This is a genomic window from Embleya sp. NPDC056575, assembly GCF_042793325.1.
In the GTDB taxonomy this organism is placed as follows: Bacteria; Actinomycetota; Actinomycetes; order Streptomycetales; family Streptomycetaceae; genus Embleya.
On record NZ_JBHTVA010000075.1, the window covers coordinates 1 to 19035 of the forward strand.

Here is a 19035-nt window from a genome sequence, read left to right on the forward strand (position 1 = left end):
CGCAACGGCGCCCCGCCTCGCCGCGACGGCCGTGCTGCGGGTGGGCCAAATGGGGTGGTTGGGTTTGGCGCTCGCCGTTTTCCGGGGTTGCGCCCGGCGTGGGCGGGGTGGGCCCCGTCGTGGCCGCCCACCGCGCCGACGCGCTACACCAGCGCGTGTGCCTCGTACCGGACCGTGTTCGCGCTGCGCATCGCGGCCGCGACGGCGATGGTGCGATTGAGCCCGGCGTACCGGGCGTCGCCCGTCTCGAAGCGGCAGACGAGCCGGAAGTAGTAGCTGCGCGGATCCACGTCCTCGCCCCGCCGCAGTCGGGCCATGACCTCGGGCGGGCCGTGCCGAAGTCCGGTGGTGGTCAGGTGGATCAGCGCCTCGTCGTCGGTGCGCAGGGTGTAGCGGGTGTCGATCTCGGCAGCGCCGTCCGGGTGCACGATCTGCCAGTCGCCGCCGCCCGGGAGGATGTCCCCGCGCAGCCGTGGGCCCTCGAAGGATCCGCCGACAATGGGGATGATCCGGCGCTCGCCCCAGGGGGTGCCGCCGAGGTCGAGCATGGTGTCCAGGTCCACTCGGAAGCGGGCGAGGAAGCTCAGCTTCGGGGAGGGCGAGGGGTAGGGCGCCGTTCCCGGGAACGGCCCCGGCTCCGACTCCGGTTCCCGCGAGGTGGGTTCCGCGTTCACGGCCGGCTCCCCGTGTCGACGGTGTACGACGCGCGTTCGTTGAGGAGCGTCGGGTCGAAGCCGGCGACGCGTTTGTAGCCGGCCGCCGCGTCCTCGCGTTCGGCCGGGGTGAGCACGTCGTCGATGTCCGTGAAGCCCCGCGGCGCCCGTTCGTGGACCAGGCGCATCACGATCTCCGGCCCCAGGTCCCGGTTGGCCAGCTGGATGGCGGTCGTCGCCGGTCGGCGGTCGGCCTCGTAGCCGGCCAGCGCGTCGTCGATCGGGTGCGTGGCGAGCCGCCACGCCAGCACCCGCGCGTCGAGGATCGCCTGCGAGGCGCCGTTGGACCCGATGGGGTACATCGCGTGCGCGGCGTCGCCGAGCAGGGTGACCCGGCCATGGGTCCAGCGCGGCAGCGGATCGCGGTCCACCATCGGATACTCGTACACCGCGTCGGCGGCGGCGATCACCGAGGGTATGTCCAGCCACGGGAACCGCCACTCGCCGAAGTGCCGCAACACGTCCGCGGGTTCGGCCCTGCGGTTCCAGTCGCCGGGGGCGGGCGGCGGGGTGTCGAGCGGGCGTTCGGCGATCCAGTTCAGCAGCAGGTTGCCGTCGGCGTCCGGCTCGGGCGTGAGCGGATAGGCGACGAACTTCTCCGTCCCGTCGCCGGCCATGATCATGGTCCGCCCGGAACGAAACGCGGGCGCGCGGGTGGTGCCGCGCCACAACACGAGGCCGTTCCACGGCGGCGCGCCCTCCTCGGGGAAGAGTTGCCGGCGGATCGCCGAGCGGATCCCGTCGGCGGCGATCAGCACGTCGGCGTCGAGCGACCCGGCGGCGGTGTGCACGCGCACGCCCTGCGGCAGGTCCTCGTACGAGGTGACCGGTCGGCCCGTGCGCACCGCGTCGGCGCCCAGACGTTCGCGCACCGCGTCCAGGAGCAACATCTGGAGGCCGCCGCGATGCACCGAGTACTGCGGCCAGCGATACCCGGCGCCGAGCCCGCGCGGCTCGGACCAGATGGCCTGGCCGAATCGGTTGAAGTAGGCCAGCTCGCCGGTCGGCACGCCCAGCGCGGCCAGCCGGTCGGCCAGGCCGAGTTCGGTCAACTCGCGTACGGCGTGCGGCAATACGTTGATGCCCACACCCAACGGGCGAATCTCGGCCGCCGCCTCCAGGACGGTGACGTCCGTGATTCCCGCCGCGTGCAGCGACAGCGCGGCGGTCAGACCGCCGATTCCTCCCCCGGCGACGATGACGCGCACGAAGGCCTCCCGGAGCAATAGATTGTTTCAGCCATAACAACTTTGCTCATCCTGGGGGCAGGGACCGGATTGCGCAAGGACCCTTGGCAGGATGTGCGCCACGTGCAGGATGGGCACGACACACCCGCACCACCCCACCCACCGAGCGAGACGGAACGTATGACGCCGCGCGCGACACCCCCCGCCGAGCCGACCCGGCTGCCGGACGTCCGGTACGCCGACCAGGCGCGCGAACGCATCGTCGAACTGGCGCCGGACACCGATCCCGGCGCGTTCGACCTGGGCTACCACCTGCTGCACGTGGCGTATCTGCTGGTCGCCGACCTCGAGGCCACCGTGCATCGGCCGCGCGGGTGGACCCTGCCGGGCTTTCGCATCATGTTCAAGCTGTGGATACTCGGCCCCACCCAGCCCGCCCGGCTCGCCGAATTGTCGGTGTTGTCCCGCTCGGCGCTCACCAACGCGGTCAACACCCTGGAACGCGACGGCCTGGTCGAGCGCCGGCGTGTCGCCGAGGACAAGCGCGCGGTCCTGGTCGCCCTGACCGGGCAGGGGCGCGCGTCGATCGCCGAGGCGTTCGCCGCCCATTCCCGCCGCGAACTGGACTGGTTCGCCACCCTGCCCGAGCCGGACCGCGACCTGCTCACCACCCTGCTGCGCCGCCTGGTCGCGGGACGCCCCACCGCTCCCGCGCTCGACTGAACGGGCCCGCGCGGCGGCGCGCGCAGACCCCCGCCCGTCCTTCGTCCCGAGCGGGTACGAAGGCTCACGCGCACCCTCGGACGGGGATGTCCGTGAGGCGGCGCAGCGTGAACGGCTCGGCCAGGATCTCGGCGAGGACGGCCGCGACGTGCTCGAAGTGGGGCAGCGTGAAGTGGTGTTCCAGGGCGGCCGCGTCGACCCACTCCTCGACGATGACCATACGGTCGGCGCGGGTGGGGTGGGTGTACGGCTGGTAGGCGATGCAGCCCTCCTCGGCCAGGGACGGGGCGATCATCGCCTGGAGTTCGTCACGCAACCGCTGCTCTTGGCCGGGCTTGGCGGTGAAGCCGGCGATGAGGGTGAGGGTGTTCGACATGGGTGACTCCCGCTTCCGTGGTTCGTTGTTCGGTGGTGCTTCGATCCGGCGTGCCGTCCGCCGGTGGACGATGTCCATCCTGCGGGTTCGGCGAGGGGGCGCCCAGAGCCCTGTTCGACCCGGGTCGGCCCTGCCTGGGTCTGCCGAAACCAGGCAACGGCGGGCCGGCCGGCGGCGGCCGACGGCCGTGTCGGAGACTGGTGATCATGGATCGTGCACGGCAGCTCAGCGAGTTCCTGAAGACCCGGCGGGCCCGGCTGAGTCCGGACGACACGGGGGCGGGCCGGTTCGGCGGCCGGCGCCGCGTCCCGGGGCTGCGCCGCGAGGAGTTGGCCCAGCTCGCCGGGGTGAGCGTCGACTACTACACCCGTCTGGAACAGGGTCGGGCCCGCAACGTCTCCGCCGAGATCCTGGACGCGGTGGCCGACGCGCTCCGGCTCGACGTGGACGAGCGGGCGCACCTGCACAATCTGGCCAGGCCCGCCGACACCCGCATGTCGGCGGATCGGCCGCAACAGGTGGGGCCCGAGTTGCGCCAGGCTCTGGACGCGCTCACGCTCGCTCCCGCCTACCTCATCGGGCGCCGGCTGGACGTCCTGGCCTGGAACGAACCGGCCCGTGCCCTGGTCGCCGACTTCCCCGCGATCCCGGTCGCCGAGCGGAACATGGCCCGCCTGGTGTTTCTCGACGAGGCGTCCAGGACGTTGTACCCCGACTGGGAGAGCAAGGCCCGGGACACCGTCGCCAATCTCCGCCTCGACGCCGGCCGCCGACCCGACGACCCGCGAATGACCGCCCTGGTCGACGAACTCACGGGTGCGAGCCCGGACTTCCGCCGGCTGTGGGCGGACCATCACGTCCGGGCCAAGACCCGGGGGCGCAAACGGTTCGTGCATCCGCGACTGGGCGAACTCGCGCTGGACTATGTGGCCATGCGCGCTCCGGACGATCCCGACCTGACCATGATGATCTACAGCGCCCCCGCCGGCTCCGAAGCCGCGCTCGCGCTGCGCCTGCTGACCGATTCCGCCGCCGTCACGCACCGTCCGCGCCCGGGCGCCGAGCGTCTTTTGGCGGAAGACCCCAAACGGCGTGGCGAAATTCGGACCCCACGACGGAGATCGACGATCGGGAGCCGGTGAGAATCGGGGTTGTTGTTCCCCCGAGAAAGGCCGGGTCGACCGTGAACGAGGCAGAGCGAGACCCGGTGCGCGCGCTGCGGTTCCGGGACGCGGGGCACCGGGTCGGGGGGTTCGCGCCGGGTCCGCACAACACGATCACCGACGTGTCGGGCGTGCTGGTGGGGCATACGACGCTCGTGGACGAGGCCGCGGGGGTGCGCTCGGGGGTGACCGCGATCGTCCCGACGGCGATGCGGGAGGCCCGGTCGTTGGCGGCGGGGATGTACCTCGGCAGCGGCCACGGGAAGGCGGTCGGGGTCACCCAGATGGTGGAGCGGGCCGAGTTGGCGACGCCGATCCTGCTCACCTCGACGCCGAGCCGGGGTTCGGATCACCCGGACGGGCCGGTGGTCGGCGGGATCGACGACGCGTGGCCGGCTCCGGTGGTTCGGCGGCCACTCACCCGGGAGCACGTCTTTGCCGCGTTGACGGGCGCGCACGACGGTCCGGTCGAGCTGGGCAGTGTCGGCGGCGGCGCGGGGGCGTGTGCCCTCGGCTTCAAGGCCGGCATCGGGTCGGCGTCGCGGCAGGTGTCGCTCGGTACCCGGTCGGCGACCGTGGGCGCGCTCGTCCAGGCCGACATGGACGGGGAGTTGCGCCTCCTCGGACGATCGGTGACGCCGGTCGGCCTGGGCCTGGCGAGTGCCGGTCCGGCCGCCCCGGACAGCTCCTGCGTGGTCGTACTGGCCGTCGATGTCCCGTGCACGGCACGGCAGTTGTCCCGCATCGCGGCCCGCGGCGTATTCGCCCTCCGCCGCGTGGGTGCCGCGCTCGGTCGCGGCAACGGCGACTACGGGCTGGCCTTCTCCACCGCTTCCCAGGGCTCCCCGGCGGACCTCGAACAGGCCCACCTGGAAACCCTGTTCACCGCAGCCATGGACTGCGTCGAGGAAGCCGTGATCGACGCCCTGCTCGCCGCCCGCACCATCACCACCCCCACGGGCCGCAAGGCCCACGCCCTCCCCCGCCACCTCATCCGGACCTGATCCCACGCGCCGCGCTCGCGCGATCCCGCGGTGGGTGGCGTGGGCCCTGTCCGTCCGCCGCCGTCGGCGGCACCGCTCTCGCCTCCGCGCGCACCGGCCCCAGAACTCTTCGGCCGAACCCGTCACACTGCCGGACCGCGAAACGTCGTACCCTCCGAGAGCCGGATCCGGATCGTATTCCGGTTCTCGCGGTCGCCGAAGGTCGATGTCGGGTAGGGCCCGACCTTCGGCCCCCGGGGAGCGGGCAGTTGGGGCCCGCTCCCCGGATCTCCGGAATCCGGCGGCCGGTCGGGCTCAGGGGGTGATCGCGTCGACGTAGCCGCCGTCGACGCGGAGGGCGCCGCCCGTGGTCGCCGAGGCGAAGGGGGAGCTCAAGTAGACCACCATGTTGGCGATTTCCTCGGGCTCGATCAGCCGCTGGATCAGCGACTGCGGGCGGTGCAGGCGCATGAACTCGCGTTGCGCCCGGTCCCACGGCAAGGCGGGATCCACCAACTCGTAGACGAAGTCCTCGACTCCGCCGGTGTGCGTGGGGCCGGCGATCACCGAATTGACCGTGACACCGCTCCCGGCCGCCTCCTTGGCGAAGCCGCGCGAGACCGCCAACAACGCCGTCTTGGACATGCCGTACTGGATCATCTCCGCCGGCGTGACGATCGCCGAGTCGCTCGCGATGTTCTGGATCCGTCCCCAACCGCGAGTCTGCATCCCGGGCAGGTAGGCGCGGGTCATCCGGACGGCGGTGAGCACGTTGACCTCGAAGTAGCGCCGCCATTCGGCGTCGTCGATCTCCAACGCCGGCCGGGTCCCGAAGATGCCGAGGTTGTTGATCAGGATGTCCACCGACGGGACGGCGGACAACACCCTCGCCGCTCCCTCGTCCTCGGCGATGTCCCCGGGCGCGGCCCGGAATCGACCCTCCGGTACGTCCTCGCGCAGCCGCTCCAGGGCCGCCGCGACCGATTCCGGCGTACGTCCGTTGACGGCGACCTCCGCTCCCGCTTTGGCAAGGCCCTTCGCGATCGCGGCCCCGATGCCCTGCGTGGAACCGGTGACCAGAGCGGTCTTCCCGGTGAGATCGATCAACACGACGCGAACCCTTCGTCCGAACAACTCGTCTGCCGGGCCCAGTAGATCATCCCGTCGGGCATGCGGACACGCGTCGCGTCCGGTCCGGGCGGGGTGTCGGCCGACCCTGTCGCCTACGCCGCGTCGGTGATCCGGTGCCGGAGGTGGTCGTAGGCCCAGGCGGCGAGGGTGGTCGTGGTGGTGGTCTCGACGGTGCGGGGCTGTTCCGGCACAAAGTCCTCTCGAAGCCCGGTCGACATCCCGAGCACCGCCTCGACGAGTCCGTCCGTCATCCCGGCTCCGAGGAGCCGCTCGCGCATGGCGTCGTCGGTGACGCGCTCGACGCCGATCCGCCGACCCGTGGCGGCGGTGAGGATGTCGCCGACCTGCCGCCAGGTGAGGTCGGCCGGTCCGTGTACGGCGCGCACGCGGTGCCCGGACCAGTCGGGAGACAGCAGCCGGGTGACCGCGACCTCGGCGATGTCGCGGGGCGCTACCCAGGCCATCGGCCGGTCGAGCGGCAGGATCACCTCGAGGGTGCCCGCACGCAGGGCGTCCGGTTGCAGTTCGAGGTTGGTGAAGAAGTAGCCGCAGCGCAGATGGGTGACGTCGACGTCGATCTTGTCCAGGGCGGTTTCGGTCCGCGCGAGGCCGTCGATCTCGCCGGCGCCGTGCCGTTTCTCGGCGCCCACGCTGCTCTGGAAGACGACCCGGCCGATCCGGTTGTCGGTGACGGCGTGGACCACGCTGTCCGTGGCGCGCGCGTAGTCGGCCAGGGGGTCCTCGCCGCCGGTGGTCGGATCCACCCAGAACAGCGCGTCGACGCCCTCGGTGGCGGCCACCACCGTGTCGGCCTCGAATTGGTCGACCCGTACGGCGTCCACGTGGTCGCGCAGCTCGGGCGCCAGTCGCCCGGGATCGCGCAGCAGCACGCGCGGCCGGAGTCCGGCGCGGACCAGCATGGGGACGACGTACCGGCCGACGTTCCCGGTCGGGGTGGTGACAGCGATCCGCATGATGCCCTCTCAGCCGGTGATACGACATTCCGGCGGGCCCGGAGACGGCCCGAACCTCTCCTCTGCCCGACCCGACGGGTCGGACACCTCCGGCGGCACGGCGGGGGGTGCGAGAATCGTGGTGTGTTCGACTCGTCCGACTTCGACCTTGCGCCGTACACCGACGTCGACCCGGACGGCGTCGTGCGGCGCACCTTCTGTAGTTGGCAGGACGCCGGTTGGCGCTCCCTGCTGGTCCAGAGCTTCACGCACGCGCGGGAGGCGGAGGATTTTCCGCTGCCGGGAGTCGCCGATCTGCATCTCGTGCTCTACACGAGCGGTGAAGCGGACATGCGGATCCGGGCCGGCGGAAGACCCACCCGCCGTCGCTGGGTGCCGGGCCGCCTGGAATTGATGCTCCCGGGTCAGGCGACCGTGCGCAGCTACCGTGCGACGCCGCCGATGCGGACCGTCCAGGTACACGTCCCGCGCGCGACCGTGGTCCGGGTGGCCGCCGAACTGGGCGGACCCGACCCGGACTTCGAGGCCATGGCCGGCGGCCTGGCAGCGGGTGACACCCTCGTCGAACAGGTCGTACGCGCCCTGCCGACCGTCGCGGGCGCGACCGACGTCTACGCGGAATCGGCCGCGACGGTCCTGGTGACCCACCTGCTGGCCCGGGGCCGGGATCAGCGAGTCCCCGGTCCCGAACCCTCGGCCGTCCGGCGGGCCGTCGCGATCATGCGCGAACGCCTGGCCCATCCGCTCACGCTGGCCGATCTCGCCGCCGAAGTGCACCTGAGCGTCTACCACTTCATCCGGGTCTTTCGCCGAACCACCGGCGAGACCCCGCACGCGTTCCTCACCCGACTGCGGATCGAACACGCCCGGCGACTGCTCGACGGCACCGACCTCACCATCACGCGGATCGCCGAGCGCTGCGGCTTCGCCGGGCCCGGCAGCCTGTCCTCGGCCTTCCTGGCGCATGTCGGGGTGCGCCCGTCGCAGTACCGCAAGATTTCCGCGACGGGTGGGCAATCCGGCGCATGGCCCGAGCCGCCGGCGCCGTCCTAGCGTGACGACGTGCCTTACACCTACATCGTGACCTCCCATTCCCCCGCGGGCCCCGACGCGGTCTTCGCGGTCCTCCTCCGGGCCGGCACCTGGCCGAAGTGGTCGCCGATCGATTCCGCCGCCGTCGAGGGCGACGGCGATCCCGAGGCCCCGCAGCGGGTCGGCGACGTCCGGGTCTTCCGGACCGGCCGGGGGGCCGCCCGGGAACGCATCGTCGAGCTGGTCGCCGACCGGCACTTCCGCTACACGAACGAGGGCGGCCCGTTCCGGTCCTTTCGCGGCACCGTCGACCTCACCCCGGCGGCCGCGGGCGGCACCGACATCACCTGGTCGGCGACCTTCGAGCCGAAGTTGCCGCTCTCGGGTCCGTTTTGGCGGTGGTATCTGACCCGCTTCATGCAACGGATGGCCGACGGCCTGGCCGGCTACGCCGCCAGTGCCGAGGACCGACCCGGCAGCGGTTCCTGAAACCGGACACGGCCGGGTGCGGATCGCGTCGAAGCGTCCCCACCCGGCCGTGGTCGGGGCGTGCCGTGCCCCAGGCGCCGTCCGGCCGTGCGCTCAGCCGGCCAACAGCGCCTCGACCGCGTGCGCCGTCGCCGGATACCGGCCGAGCAGGGCCGCGCCCGCGGGCCCGTCGCCCGCGCCCGGTTCCCACGTGCCCTCGCACCCCAGCAACCGCGCCACCGCGTCACACGTGTGCGGATGCGCGCCGAGGAGGGCCAGGCCACGTGCCCCGCCCGAGGCCCGGGACACCGACGACGCCGGTGGGGCCGATTGCGCCCGCCACGGCGGCACCCACTCGTCCAGCGCGGCGAGTCGACCCGGGAAGATCCGCCCGGCCTCGCGGATCAGCAGCGGCGCGAACTCGGCGCCGCCGGCGCGCAGCGTGCCGATCAGGGTCGGCAACCACGGCAACAACACCGAGTCCGGCAGGCGGGCGAAGGCGTTGGACACCGCCTCCACGACGAAGTCGGTCAGCGCCGGCACCGGCTCCAACGCGTACACCAACCCGCTCAGGTAGCGCGGGTAGGCCGGCAGCACCAGCGGATTGCCGAGCAACTCGTCGCAGCGCGAGCGCAGTTCCGCCCGGGACAACCGGCCGAGGTGGACCTGCCCCGCCCACAGCAGCGCCACCTTCGACGGCTCCTCCGGGTGGGACTGGGCAACCGCCAGCTCCAGCTGGGTCCGGTCGCAGCCCAGGGACAGCGCCAGGCTCTCCATGCCGAACAGGAAGCCCAGTGTCGCGGCGACCTGCCGCACCGTCGCGTCCTCGTCGGCGAAGGCCGTCGGCAACAGCGTGCAGTAGTGCGCGTATCCCGTCTTGACGAACGACTCGATCCACGCCGGCAGCACCGATTCGCTGGTCCGGTAGTACGCCAGCAACCGGCGCACCCGGCGCAGCACCTCCGGCGCGCCGTCGACGCTGCGCTCGGTGGTCAGCACCTCCAGCGCCCGCGTGCCCAGTTCGTCGGCGAGTCGGCGGCTGCGCAGGTACAGCGTGGCGTCCTCGACCGCCGCCAATACGTTCGCGGTCGTCGCGTTCGGCCCGTACGCCGCGCGCCGCAGCCGCTGCTCCAGAACCTGTTCGATGCTGACGCCCTCGTAGCCGAGTTCGATCAGCGCCCGCTGGTGGGTACCCAGGGCCAAGTCCCACGACTCCTGGATGGAGCGTTCGCCGAGCCGCCGCTCGCCCATGATCGGACGGGCCGCGCCCGCCGGCATCAGGTAGCGCAACATCCACAACACATCGGAGCAGCGCTCCAGTTCGGGTTGCCCGGCGATGTCGAGCAACGCCCGCCGCACACCGCGCTGTTCCAGTCTCAGGCCCAGGGGCGCGAGCCGGTCGTGCACGTCGCGGGCCAGCGGCGGCAGCGCGTCGTAGCCGACCCGGCCGATCCGGTCGCCGCCCATCATGATCTCGACGAGCCGGCGCACGTCGCGCCGCCCGGGCACCCGGTCCTTCTCGATGCAGGTGACCGCCGCGTCCTGGAAGTCGTACGGCGTGGGCTTGGCCCGGTCGCGCAGCCCGGCCAGCAGGATCGACGTCTCGAACACGGCGATCGCGTCGGCGGTCGAGGCCAGGTAGCCGTTGCGGCGCGCGGCTCGCACGATGTCCACGGACCAGCCGAGCAGTTCCTCCTCGTCCAGCCGGTCCAGGACCGGCGCACGACGCAGGAACCCGGACAGCTTGTCGGCCGACAGGGCGGGCGAGTCGGGCGACGCGGACGAGCCCTGCGCGCCGCCGGCCGCGGCGACCACCGACGCCGCGCGTTTGGCGGGCTTCGCGCTCTTCTTCTTCGCCCCCGCCTGCCCGGTGAGCCGGAAGGGTTTCACCCCGCTGCGGGTGAGGTTCTTCGCCCACACCGAGGCGGCGATCGTCACCGAGCCGGCCGCGAGGCCGAACTGCGCCTCGATCGCGGCGTGACTGGAGGGGATCAGCCCGTGCTGCCAGGTGGTGGCGGTACGCGGGGTGATCTCGAACGTGTCGGCGCCGTTCACCCCGAACTCCTCGACCCGGGAGGCCGCGTGGAACGCGCCGCAGACGTAGAGGCAGTCGGCGGGGTCGGTGCCGCTCGCGGCCAGATGCTCGCGCATCCGGGTCCACATGTAGCGCTCGCGGTCCTCGTCCACCCGCACCCGGCGCTCGTCGCCCGGGGCCAGCCGGCGGAACAGGCTGCCGATCAGCAGCATGACCTGCCGGTAGGTGTCGTGGTCGCAGTCGCCGAGCGGCAGTTCGACGTACTGGTGCCACCACTCCGACCAGTGCCGGACCCGGCCCTGGCGCAGCAGGTGTTCCTCCAGTTCGGCGAAGCGCGGACGCAGGTCGCCGATCTCCAGGCCGACGGAGTCGCCGTGCAGCGCGCTCTCCTCCTCGGCCGGCGGCGCGTCCGGGTCGGCGGGCACGGCGGGCGCGCTCCCTTCGCCGCCGCGCGGCTCCCACTGGAACACGTGGTCCGAGGAGCGGTCGACCAGGACCAGTTCGGTACCGGGGGTGTCCAACGTGTAGGCGATCGCCTGGTATTCGGCCGACGCCTCGGTGATCGGCGCGACCACCGACAGCGGCGCCCAGTCGAGCGGGAATCCGTCGATCTCACTGGCGAAGGACTGGACGGCCACCGGCAGCGTGCAGTTGCGCAGTTCGGTGAGCAACGGCGCCATGTCCTCGCACAGCTCCAGGTAGACCACCTTCGGCTGCTTCTCCCGCAGCCGGCGGGCCATGGCGGTGGCGGAGGCGGGCGAGTGGTGGCAGACGGGGAAGATCTCCAGGGGTTCGCGCACGGCGCGGTCGACGTCGTCGACGATGCCAAGCAGGATCTCGCCGAGGGCGTCGGGCCCGTCGGCGAACGTGGCGGCGGCCTCGCGGAGTTGGCTGCGCAGGGCGTCGAAGGCACCCTCGGGCGGGCCGCTCACGACAGGCCCGCGATCGCCGAGCGACCGCCCTCCAGGAACTCCGGCCAAGCGCCGCCCTCCTCCTTGCCGCGCGGCTCGACCACGCCGTGCAGGTACTTGTTGATGATGGCCAGGTCCTCCGGCTCGCGACGGGCGAGCGAGCCGACCAGCGAGGCGGCGAGGGTGTGTGCGGTCAAGGCCCGCTCGCCGAAGAAGTTGCTGTGCAGGATGGCGTCTTCGAGCACGCCGATCTGCTCGGCGGTGGACAGCGAGGACTCCAGTTTCTCGTCGTCGCTGCGGGCCGCGGCAGCGGCGGCGCGCAGGTCGGCGAAGCTCTGCAGGAGCACGTCCAGCAGGTTCGGCGGCACCTCCAGTTCGATCTCGTGCCGGCGCAGCAGTTCCTCGGTGCGAAAGCGTACGATCTCCGCTTCGCTCTTCTTGTTCGTCACCACCGGTATGCGGACGAAGTTGAAGCGGCGCTTGAGCGCGGAGGACAGGTCGTTGACGCCCCGGTCGCGGCTGTTGGCGGTGGCGATGATCGAGAATCCCGGCTTGGCGAAGACGATGGCGTCGTCGTCGAGTTCGGGCACCGAGACGTACTTCTCGGACAGGATGGAGATGAGCGCGTCCTGGACGTCGCTGGTGGAGCGGGTCAGTTCCTCGAAGCGGCCGATGGCGCCGGCCTCCATCGCGGTCATGATCGGCGAGGGGATCATCGACTCGCGCGACTGGCCCTTGGCGATCACCATGGACACGTTCCACGAATACTTGATGTGGTCCTCGGTGGTGCCGGCGGTGCCCTGGACGACCAGGGTGGAGTCGCGGCAGATCGCGGCGGCGAGCAGTTCGGCCAGCCAGCTCTTGCCGGTGCCGGGGTCGCCGATCAGCAGCAGGCCGCGGTCCGAGGCGAGGGTGACGATGGCGCGCTCGACGATGCTGCGGTCGCCGAACCACTTCTGCGCGATCTCGCGGTCGAGGCCGTCGGAGCGCTCGGAGCCGAGCACGAACAGGCGGATCATCTTCGGGGACAGCCGCCAGGTGAAGGGCTTGGGGCCGGTGTCGATCGACTCCAGCCAGTCCAGTTCCTCGGCGTACTTGAGTTCGGCGGGGGCGCGCAACAGGTCGGACATGAGAGGCCTTTCTAACCGAGGAACGTCTTGAGTTCGTGCACGAGCTTGCGGATGTGGCCGGAGAGCACCGGCGTGCCGAGGTCCTTGAACCGCTCCCGGAACCAGGGGTTGACACTGGCCCGGCCGGAGCTGGTCACCGAGCCCACGGGAATGAACTTGGCCCCCGAGCGATGAATGGCGGCCATGCTCTCGAAGAGGGGGTCGGTGTGCCATTCGTAGAAGTCGGAGATCCACACCACGACGGTGTTGCGCGGTTCGGCGATCTTGGGTTGGGCCAGCGCCATCGCGACCGTGCCGTCGGTGCCGCCGCCGAGGTTGGTGCGCAGCAGCGTCTCGAAGGGGTCGTGCACCCACGGCGTGAGGTCGAGCGCCTGGGTGTCGTAGGCGATCAGGTGCACGTCCACCTTCGGCAGCCCGGCGAAGATGGAGGCCAGGATGGTGCAGTTCACCATCGAGTCGACCATCGAGCCGGACTGGTCGACGACCACGATCAGCCGCGAGGGTGTGGTCTTGCGGACGGTGTGGCGGTAGAAGAGGCGGTCGACGTAGAGCCGTTCCTCCTCCGGACTCCAGTTGGTGAGGTTCTTCCAGATGGTGCGGTCGAGGTCGAGGTTGCGATACACCCGCTTGGGCGGGATCGACCGGTCCAGGGTGCCGACGGAGGCCTTGGCCACCTGGGTGCGCAGGACTTCGGCGACCTCGTCGACGAAACGGCGGATCAAAGCCTTGGCGTTGGCCAGGGCGACGCCGGAGAGGTTGTCCTTGTCCCGGAGCAGTTGCTCGATCAGCGACATGCTGGGCGTCAGCCGGGCGGCGAGCGCCGGATCGGCGAGCACTTCGCGCAACTGCATACGCTTGACCAGATCCGCCTCGATGGCGGCGAGTTCGGGGCCGATCTCGGGGATCAGGGTGCCGAGGTCGGGCGTGCCGGCGCCGCCGGTGCCGGTCGGCGAGACGCCCGTGCCCGCACCGCCGCCGCCGCGTCCGCCCCGCAACTGGCCCGGCTTGCAGCCCAGGGCCCGCTCCAGCCAGCCGGCGTCGGACTGCCAGCCGGCCAACTGTCCGGCGCTGACCGTGCCGGAGCCGGTGGCGAGTACGTTGAGCAGCACCTTGGACACCATCGCCGCCCGGCGCACCTCGGCGGCCCGATCGCGGCCGTCCTCGTCCGCCTCGGGCACCATCAGGCCGTCGAACTCGGAAGCCAGGTCCGGGTGTCGCTGCACGATGGAGTCGATCGAGGCGCGGGGGTCGAGCAGTTCGGCGGGCAGGCCGATGTCCTCGACGACGGCCACGGAGGCCGATTCCAGCGCGGCCTGCTCCTCGGGGTCGAAGAGTCGGGCGAGCAGTCGCCAATACAGCACCTGGCGGCGGTTCTCGTTCGGATCGTCGGCCGACTCCGCGATGGGGGCGGCCGGTTCGATGCGCTCGGTGGTGGGTTCGGTGGCCTCGGTGGTGGGATCGGTCATTTCCGCAGCAGCTTTCCGGCCCGTTCGCGCAGTGCGGCGACGGCTTCGGTGGCGGCCTTCTCGGCCTTGACGCCGAGCTTGTCGGTGGTGCCGCCGGCCCAGGCGCCGGCGTGCAGCGCGACGGTCTTCTTCTTGACGGTGGTCTCGACGGCGAGCGGCTGGATCCGGAACGCCCCGGCGTCCCAGCGCAGCAGGCCGATGCACGCGGTGGAGGCCGCGACCGCCTCGGGTGTGAGCGGGCCGGCGGCCGGTATCCGGTCCACGTCGAGGGGGATGTGGTGTCCGGCGAGGACCAACGCCGGTGCTCCCTCCTCGGCGACGGCGTACCCCTCCAGGAACACCGGGATCGAGATCCGCGTCGGGTGCCGGTCGAGCGGCGTGGTCGGTGCCGCGACGGCGGTCGGCAGCGCGACGCGGGCGGTGGCGAAGGCGTCGGCCGGTTTGCCGCCGCGCGCGTGTGCGTCGTCCCAGATCAGGTCGCCCTCGGTGGTGATCGGCATGTCGGTCAGGTCCATCGCCCGGCCCTCGCCGGCGGCGGTGAGCAACGACAGGTGGGGGCGCAGGAGTTGCCAGACGCCGACGCCGACGACCGTGTCCGGCTTGGGCACCGACACGCTCGCCCGGACCAGGCGCGGCGGGCCCCCGTCGGCGGGCTCGAAGACGGCGTGCACCTGGGCCTGTGCGGCGGTCGTGTGCTCCTGGACGTCGACGCCCAGCGGCAGCAGGCGCCCGGTGGCCGTGCCGATCGCCGGTGCGGCGTCGACCCGCGCCCGGGTCGACAGCAGGGCGCGCGACCACAGGTCGGCCCAGCGGCGCAGCGGGACGCGCTCCAGGGTCGCGCCCGGGCAGGACGCGGCCAGTTCGGCGGAGAACCCGTCGAGCAGCGTGGCCAGGCGACGCAGCGTCGGGTCGGGCAACATCGCGAAGACGACCGGTGCGGAGTCGGCGATCAGGTCGTGGTCGATGCCCTGCCAGCCGGCGCGGGCCAGGTCGGCGAGCCAGGTGCGGGCGGCGATCAGCAGGTTCGGCACCGGTTCGCCCTCCCCCGCCGGGACCACCGGTGCTTCCTCGCCGAGGCCGCGCCCGGTCGCCTCGACGGCGCGGGCCACGAGCGCGTCGTGGGCGGCGCCCAGGAGTGCGGTGCGGGCGGCGGCGAGCGCGACGAGGTGGTCCTCGCTCGCGGTGCCGGCCGCCGCCTTCTCGGCCGCCTCCGCGACGCGGCCGGCCAGGGGTGTACCGGCGACGGCGGCGGCCAGTTCGGCCAGGGCGCCGGCCTGGGTGGGGTGGGGGCGCAGCAGGCCGCCCACGAGGGTGCGGTCGAAGGCGTCCACCACGGCCAGGACTTCGTCGAGCCCGGCGACGGGTTCGACGAGCAGGTCGGCGCGCATCAGGCCACCGCCCTCGTCGGCGGGAACCAGTGCATCTCCGGCAGCGGCACGGTGGTGGGGACGAGTTCGAGGTAGCCCAGGTGGCGCAGGAACCTGCTGAACACGGGCGCGGCGGCCGTCTTGTCCCCCTGCGGCGGGCGGGTCGCGGCCATGGTCCGGGTGATGTGCCACGCGTCGGATTGCCCGTTCGCGAGTTCGACCCGCAGGTAGCGGGCGACACGCTCGGCGCCGTATTGCAGCACGGCCTCACCGATCAGGGCTTCGATGTGCTTGCAGAACGACCCGTGCGCGCCGCCGCAGGGTCGGTTGTTGTTGGTACTGCACGCGAACGCGAAGTCCCCGGCGGCGACCGAGGACACATAGACCCGCCCGATGTCCGAACCGCTGGACACCACGCCCTGCAGGCGCCCGTCGGCCAGTTCGACGAACGGCACCTTGGCGAGTTTGCGCGGCCGAGCGGGTGGCAACACCCGCGCCACGCTCGACTCCTCCCATGCCGACAACACACCATCTCCTTTGCACCGAGGGGGATTCCACGCCGAGTCGGAAACGATCGGCGGGTACGGATACGAACCTACTGACGGTCACCGACACGCGCGCGGGCGGTCCGGATCCCGATCGGCGAGAACGGATGGGAGGGGATGAACGGGAGATCGTCGGGTCAGGCGCGCAGCGTGGCGGCGGCCTTGTAGGTGCGCAGGACCGGTGCGGTCTCGATCCGGGTGACGGCGTCCAGGGCGAGCCGGTGGATCAGATATCGGTGCAGGTCCTCCGCGTCGCGGCACAGGGCGTGCGCGACCAGGTTGGTGGGGCCGGTGGTGGCGGCCACGACGGCGAGTTCGTGGTGGCCCGCCAACGTGTGGGCGACCTCGTCGAGGCGGCTGGGGGCGACCTGCATCCACAACAGCGCGGACACGGTGGCGCCGAGTACGGCCGGTTCGAGGTCGATGTCGAAGAACACCGCGCCGCGGGACCGCAGTTCGGTCAGTCGACGGGTGACAGTGGCGGGTGTGGAGCCGGTCGCGGCGGCCAGTTCCGCGTAGCCGGCCCGGCCGTCCTCGCGCAATGCGGCCAGCAGGCGCAGGTCGGCTTCGGTGAGCGGGTACGGCTCGCCGTGCGTCGGGTCGGCGGGGATGTCGCGGCCGCGCAGCCGGGCCTCCTGCTCGGGGGTGAGCGCGCCGAGCCGGCCACGCCACGGGGTGGGCCCGCCCAGGTAGGTGTGCAGCAGGTAGTGCGCCGACACGGCGGTGATGCCGGCGGTGCGCGGGATGTCGCGCAGCAGGAGGGAGTGGGCGTCGGGACCGCTGGGCGGGGTGTGGATGATCGCGACGATCTCGGTACCGCCGGAGGTCAGCCGCACCCACGAGGTGTCGGCGCGGCGGGCCAGCGCGACCGCGACATCGTGGGCGGTGCGGGTGGCGGCGGTCAACCGTACGAACCACTGGTGCGCGCGCGTACTGCGCGGGCTCGGCAGGGCGACCACGCGCAGGCCGGCCTCGGCGTGCAGGCGGCGGTAGCGGCGGGCCACGGTCTGCGTCGACGTGCCCAGGACGTCGGCGATGAGGGTGAACGGGGCGCGTGCGTCCGTGTGAAGGGCGTGGATCAGGCCACGATCGAGATCGTCCGGTTCGAGCATATTCCACAAGATAGCCGACCTGCATGGATGAAATCGTCGATTCGGTGCCGGGGAATGGAACCATGAGCGGGAGCGGAGCGAGGGTGGTGTCCGCACGGAGCACCGGACGACGACGATCCGGCGGCCCGCGCGTCCCGACACCACACCACCCGCGGGGAACCCATGTCCGAGCATCCGACCGCCACCGGCGGCGACCCCACCACCGCGACCGCCCCGGTCGCGTGCGATCGGCCGACCCTCGGCGCCTATCCGTGGCGTTGGACCGCCCTGGTCGCGCTGCTCGTCGCCGAGGCGATGAACCTCCTCGACGCCACGATCGTCCAGGTCGCCGGCCCCGTCATCCACGCCGACCTCGGCGGGCCCGCCGCCGCGATCCCCTGGTACAGCGCGGCCTATACGCTCACCTTCGCCCTGGGCCTGCTCACCGCCGCCCGCCTCGGCGACATCGCCGGCCGGCGTCGCGTCTTCCGTGTCGGCGTCACCGCGTTCGCCGCCACCTCCCTGGCCTGCGCGCTCGCCCCGAACGTGGGCGTGCTCATCGGCATGCGCGCGGCGCAGGGGGTGGCCGCCGCGCTGATCGTCCCGCAGACGTTCGGGCTCATCCGCGCCATGTTCGAGGGCGACGAACTCCCCCGGGCGCTGGCCACGATCGGCCCGGTGATGGGTCTGTCCGCGGTGCTCGGCCCGGTGGCGGGCGGCCTGCTCACCCACGCCGACCTGTTCGGCACCTCCTGGCGTGCGGTGTTCGTGGTCAACCTGCCACTCGCGGCGGCCGTACTGCTGATCGCCCCGCGCCTGCGCGAGGACCGCGCGCCCGTGCGCCCCCGCCTCGACCCGATCGGCACCACCCTGGCCACGGTCGGCACCGCGCTGCTGGTCTGCCCGCTCGCCGGCGGCACCGGTGCGCCGAGTGCCGGCGCGTGGGCCGCCGCCGCGCTCGGCGCGTTCGTCCTGGCCGGGTTCGTCGTCCACCAGCGCCGCACGGCCGCCGCCGGTCGTACCCCGCTCGTCGAACCGTCGCTGCTGCGCGGTCGGGCGTTCCCCGCCGCGCTGGCCACGTCGACACTGTTCTTCGCGGTCATGAACGGGGTGATGATCACCGTGGTGCTGCACCTGGAACTGGGCCTGGACCGCGGTCCGCTCACCGCCGGCCTCACCCTCCTGCCGTGGTCCGCCGGCCTGGCCGTCGCCTCCTGGGCGGCCGGCGGCGTCCTGGTCCCCCGCTACGGCGTCCGCGTCCTGCACGCCGGCATCGCCGGCCTCGCCGTCGGCCTGGTAGCCGCGGTCCTCGCCTACCGGGCCGCACCCGCCGGCGACTATCCGCGCGGGCTGCCGTTCGCCCTGGCCGTGGCCGGGCTCGGCGTGGGCCTGTTCACCCCGCCGTTCTTCACCGCCGCCCTGCGCCGGCTCTCCCCGCAGGAGACCGGCTCGGCGGCCGGCCTCCTCAACGCCGTGCAGCAACTCGGCGGCACCCTCGGCGTCGCGATCGTCGGCGGCGTGTATCTGACCGGCGACGCGTCCGGACAGTCCGCGTCCGTCGGCGCCCGACACGCCCTGACCGCGGCCGGCGTCCTGCTCGTCGCAGCGGTGCCGGCGGCGTGGGCGATGACGGCGCGGAGCCGGCGCGCGGGATGACGCGGCACGGGAGAACGACGGAAAACGCCGCGAACATGAAAACGACGAGGAGAAACCCTCTCCTCGCCATAACCAACATATAGC

The 19035-nt window shown here is 72.3% G+C and carries 17 protein-coding genes; 6 read left to right on the forward strand and 11 right to left on the reverse strand.

What is annotated here, in order from left to right:
• Positions 1-143: 143 nt before the first annotated feature.
• Together ACFRCG_RS39445 and ACFRCG_RS39450 are read right to left on the reverse strand one after the other, a co-directional pair.
• Positions 144-674, reverse strand: coding sequence for a DUF3237 domain-containing protein (locus ACFRCG_RS39445; RefSeq protein ID WP_380040619.1), 531 nt, complete (start codon positions 672-674; stop codon positions 144-146).
• Positions 671-1921, reverse strand: coding sequence for a flavin-dependent oxidoreductase (locus ACFRCG_RS39450; RefSeq protein ID WP_380040621.1), 1251 nt, complete (start codon positions 1919-1921; stop codon positions 671-673). Before ACFRCG_RS39450 ends, ACFRCG_RS39445 begins: the two co-directional genes overlap by 4 nt.
• Before the next feature lie 159 nt (positions 1922-2080).
• On the opposite strand from ACFRCG_RS39450, the gene ACFRCG_RS39455 reads away from it, so the two are divergent.
• Entirely contained in the window at positions 2081-2623 is a 543-nt protein-coding gene (locus ACFRCG_RS39455) for a MarR family winged helix-turn-helix transcriptional regulator (RefSeq protein ID WP_380040623.1), read from the forward strand.
• A gap of 64 nt (positions 2624-2687) precedes the next feature.
• Here ACFRCG_RS39455 and ACFRCG_RS39460 read toward each other — a convergent pair whose 3' ends face one another.
• Positions 2688-2999, reverse strand: coding sequence for a putative quinol monooxygenase (locus tag ACFRCG_RS39460; protein ID WP_380040625.1), 312 nt, complete (start codon positions 2997-2999; stop codon positions 2688-2690).
• A 206-nt stretch (positions 3000-3205) separates the two neighbouring features.
• Between ACFRCG_RS39460 and ACFRCG_RS39465 the strand changes: the two genes are divergently transcribed.
• Entirely contained in the window at positions 3206-4141 is a 936-nt protein-coding gene (locus tag ACFRCG_RS39465) for a helix-turn-helix domain-containing protein (protein WP_380040627.1), read from the forward strand.
• 41 nt (positions 4142-4182) lie between these two features.
• The gene (locus tag ACFRCG_RS39470) at positions 4183-5166 is read left to right on the forward strand and encodes a P1 family peptidase (RefSeq protein WP_380040629.1); all 984 of its coding nucleotides are present in this window, start codon (positions 4183-4185) and stop codon (positions 5164-5166) included.
• A 294-nt stretch (positions 5167-5460) separates the two neighbouring features.
• Here the strand turns inward: ACFRCG_RS39470 and ACFRCG_RS39475 are convergent, their stop codons facing one another.
• Positions 5461-6255, reverse strand: coding sequence for an SDR family NAD(P)-dependent oxidoreductase (locus ACFRCG_RS39475; RefSeq protein ID WP_380040631.1), 795 nt, complete (start codon positions 6253-6255; stop codon positions 5461-5463).
• Between the two features lie 113 nt (positions 6256-6368).
• Positions 6369-7250 (reverse strand): NAD(P)H-binding protein, encoded by an 882-nt coding sequence (locus ACFRCG_RS39480; protein ID WP_380040633.1) that lies wholly within the window; start codon positions 7248-7250, stop codon positions 6369-6371.
• 123 nt (positions 7251-7373) lie between these two features.
• Here ACFRCG_RS39480 and ACFRCG_RS39485 point away from each other — a divergent pair, with 123 nt between their 5' ends.
• Together ACFRCG_RS39485 and ACFRCG_RS39490 are read left to right on the forward strand one after the other, a co-directional pair.
• Positions 7374-8303, forward strand: a complete 930-nt coding sequence (locus ACFRCG_RS39485) for a helix-turn-helix domain-containing protein (RefSeq protein ID WP_380040635.1) — start codon at positions 7374-7376, stop codon at positions 8301-8303.
• Between the two features lie 9 nt (positions 8304-8312).
• Positions 8313-8771: an SRPBCC family protein gene (locus tag ACFRCG_RS39490; protein ID WP_380040637.1), complete on the forward strand. Its 459-nt coding sequence runs from the start codon at positions 8313-8315 to the stop codon at positions 8769-8771.
• 93 nt (positions 8772-8864) lie between these two features.
• Here the strand turns inward: ACFRCG_RS39490 and ACFRCG_RS39495 are convergent, their stop codons facing one another.
• From ACFRCG_RS39495 to ACFRCG_RS39520, 6 genes are all read right to left on the reverse strand, one after another.
• The gene (locus ACFRCG_RS39495) at positions 8865-11717 is read right to left on the reverse strand and encodes a DUF5682 family protein (protein ID WP_380040639.1); all 2853 of its coding nucleotides are present in this window, start codon (positions 11715-11717) and stop codon (positions 8865-8867) included.
• Positions 11714-12826, reverse strand: a complete 1113-nt coding sequence (locus ACFRCG_RS39500) for an AAA family ATPase (RefSeq protein WP_126637679.1) — start codon at positions 12824-12826, stop codon at positions 11714-11716. Before ACFRCG_RS39500 ends, ACFRCG_RS39495 begins: the two co-directional genes overlap by 4 nt.
• Before the next feature lie 11 nt (positions 12827-12837).
• Positions 12838-14292 (reverse strand): VWA domain-containing protein, encoded by a 1455-nt coding sequence (locus ACFRCG_RS39505; RefSeq protein ID WP_380040641.1) that lies wholly within the window; start codon positions 14290-14292, stop codon positions 12838-12840.
• Positions 14289-15680 (reverse strand): hypothetical protein, encoded by a 1392-nt coding sequence (locus tag ACFRCG_RS39510; protein ID WP_380040643.1) that lies wholly within the window; start codon positions 15678-15680, stop codon positions 14289-14291. The genes ACFRCG_RS39505 and ACFRCG_RS39510 overlap by 4 nt, the downstream gene beginning before the upstream one ends.
• Positions 15680-16183, reverse strand: coding sequence for a hypothetical protein (locus ACFRCG_RS39515; protein ID WP_380040689.1), 504 nt, complete (start codon positions 16181-16183; stop codon positions 15680-15682). Before ACFRCG_RS39515 ends, ACFRCG_RS39510 begins: the two co-directional genes overlap by 1 nt.
• 158 nt (positions 16184-16341) lie before the next feature.
• Entirely contained in the window at positions 16342-17316 is a 975-nt protein-coding gene (locus tag ACFRCG_RS39520; protein ID WP_380040645.1) for an Lrp/AsnC family transcriptional regulator, read from the reverse strand.
• 162 nt (positions 17317-17478) lie between these two features.
• On the opposite strand from ACFRCG_RS39520, the gene ACFRCG_RS39525 reads away from it, so the two are divergent.
• A complete protein-coding gene (locus tag ACFRCG_RS39525) occupies positions 17479-18951 on the forward strand; it encodes an MFS transporter (RefSeq protein ID WP_380040647.1) in 1473 nt (490 codons plus the stop codon).
• Positions 18952-19035: the final 84 nt, after the last annotated feature.

Coding starts and splice junctions, on each gene's coding strand:
- ACFRCG_RS39465 (WP_380040627.1), top strand. CDS start 3,206: ATGGATCGTGCACGGCAGCTCAGCGAGTTCCTGAAGACCCGGCGGGCC.
- ACFRCG_RS39455 (WP_380040623.1), top strand. CDS start 2,081: ATGACGCCGCGCGCGACACCCCCCGCCGAGCCGACCCGGCTGCCGGAC.
- ACFRCG_RS39520 (WP_380040645.1), bottom strand. CDS start 17,316: ATGCTCGAACCGGACGATCTCGATCGTGGCCTGATCCACGCCCTTCAC.
- ACFRCG_RS39525 (WP_380040647.1), top strand. CDS start 17,479: ATGTCCGAGCATCCGACCGCCACCGGCGGCGACCCCACCACCGCGACC.
- ACFRCG_RS39510 (WP_380040643.1), bottom strand. CDS start 15,680: ATGCGCGCCGACCTGCTCGTCGAACCCGTCGCCGGGCTCGACGAAGTC.
- ACFRCG_RS39460 (WP_380040625.1), bottom strand. CDS start 2,999: ATGTCGAACACCCTCACCCTCATCGCCGGCTTCACCGCCAAGCCCGGC.
- ACFRCG_RS39480 (WP_380040633.1), bottom strand. CDS start 7,250: ATGCGGATCGCTGTCACCACCCCGACCGGGAACGTCGGCCGGTACGTC.
- ACFRCG_RS39505 (WP_380040641.1), bottom strand. CDS start 14,292: ATGACCGATCCCACCACCGAGGCCACCGAACCCACCACCGAGCGCATC.
- ACFRCG_RS39500 (WP_126637679.1), bottom strand. CDS start 12,826: ATGTCCGACCTGTTGCGCGCCCCCGCCGAACTCAAGTACGCCGAGGAA.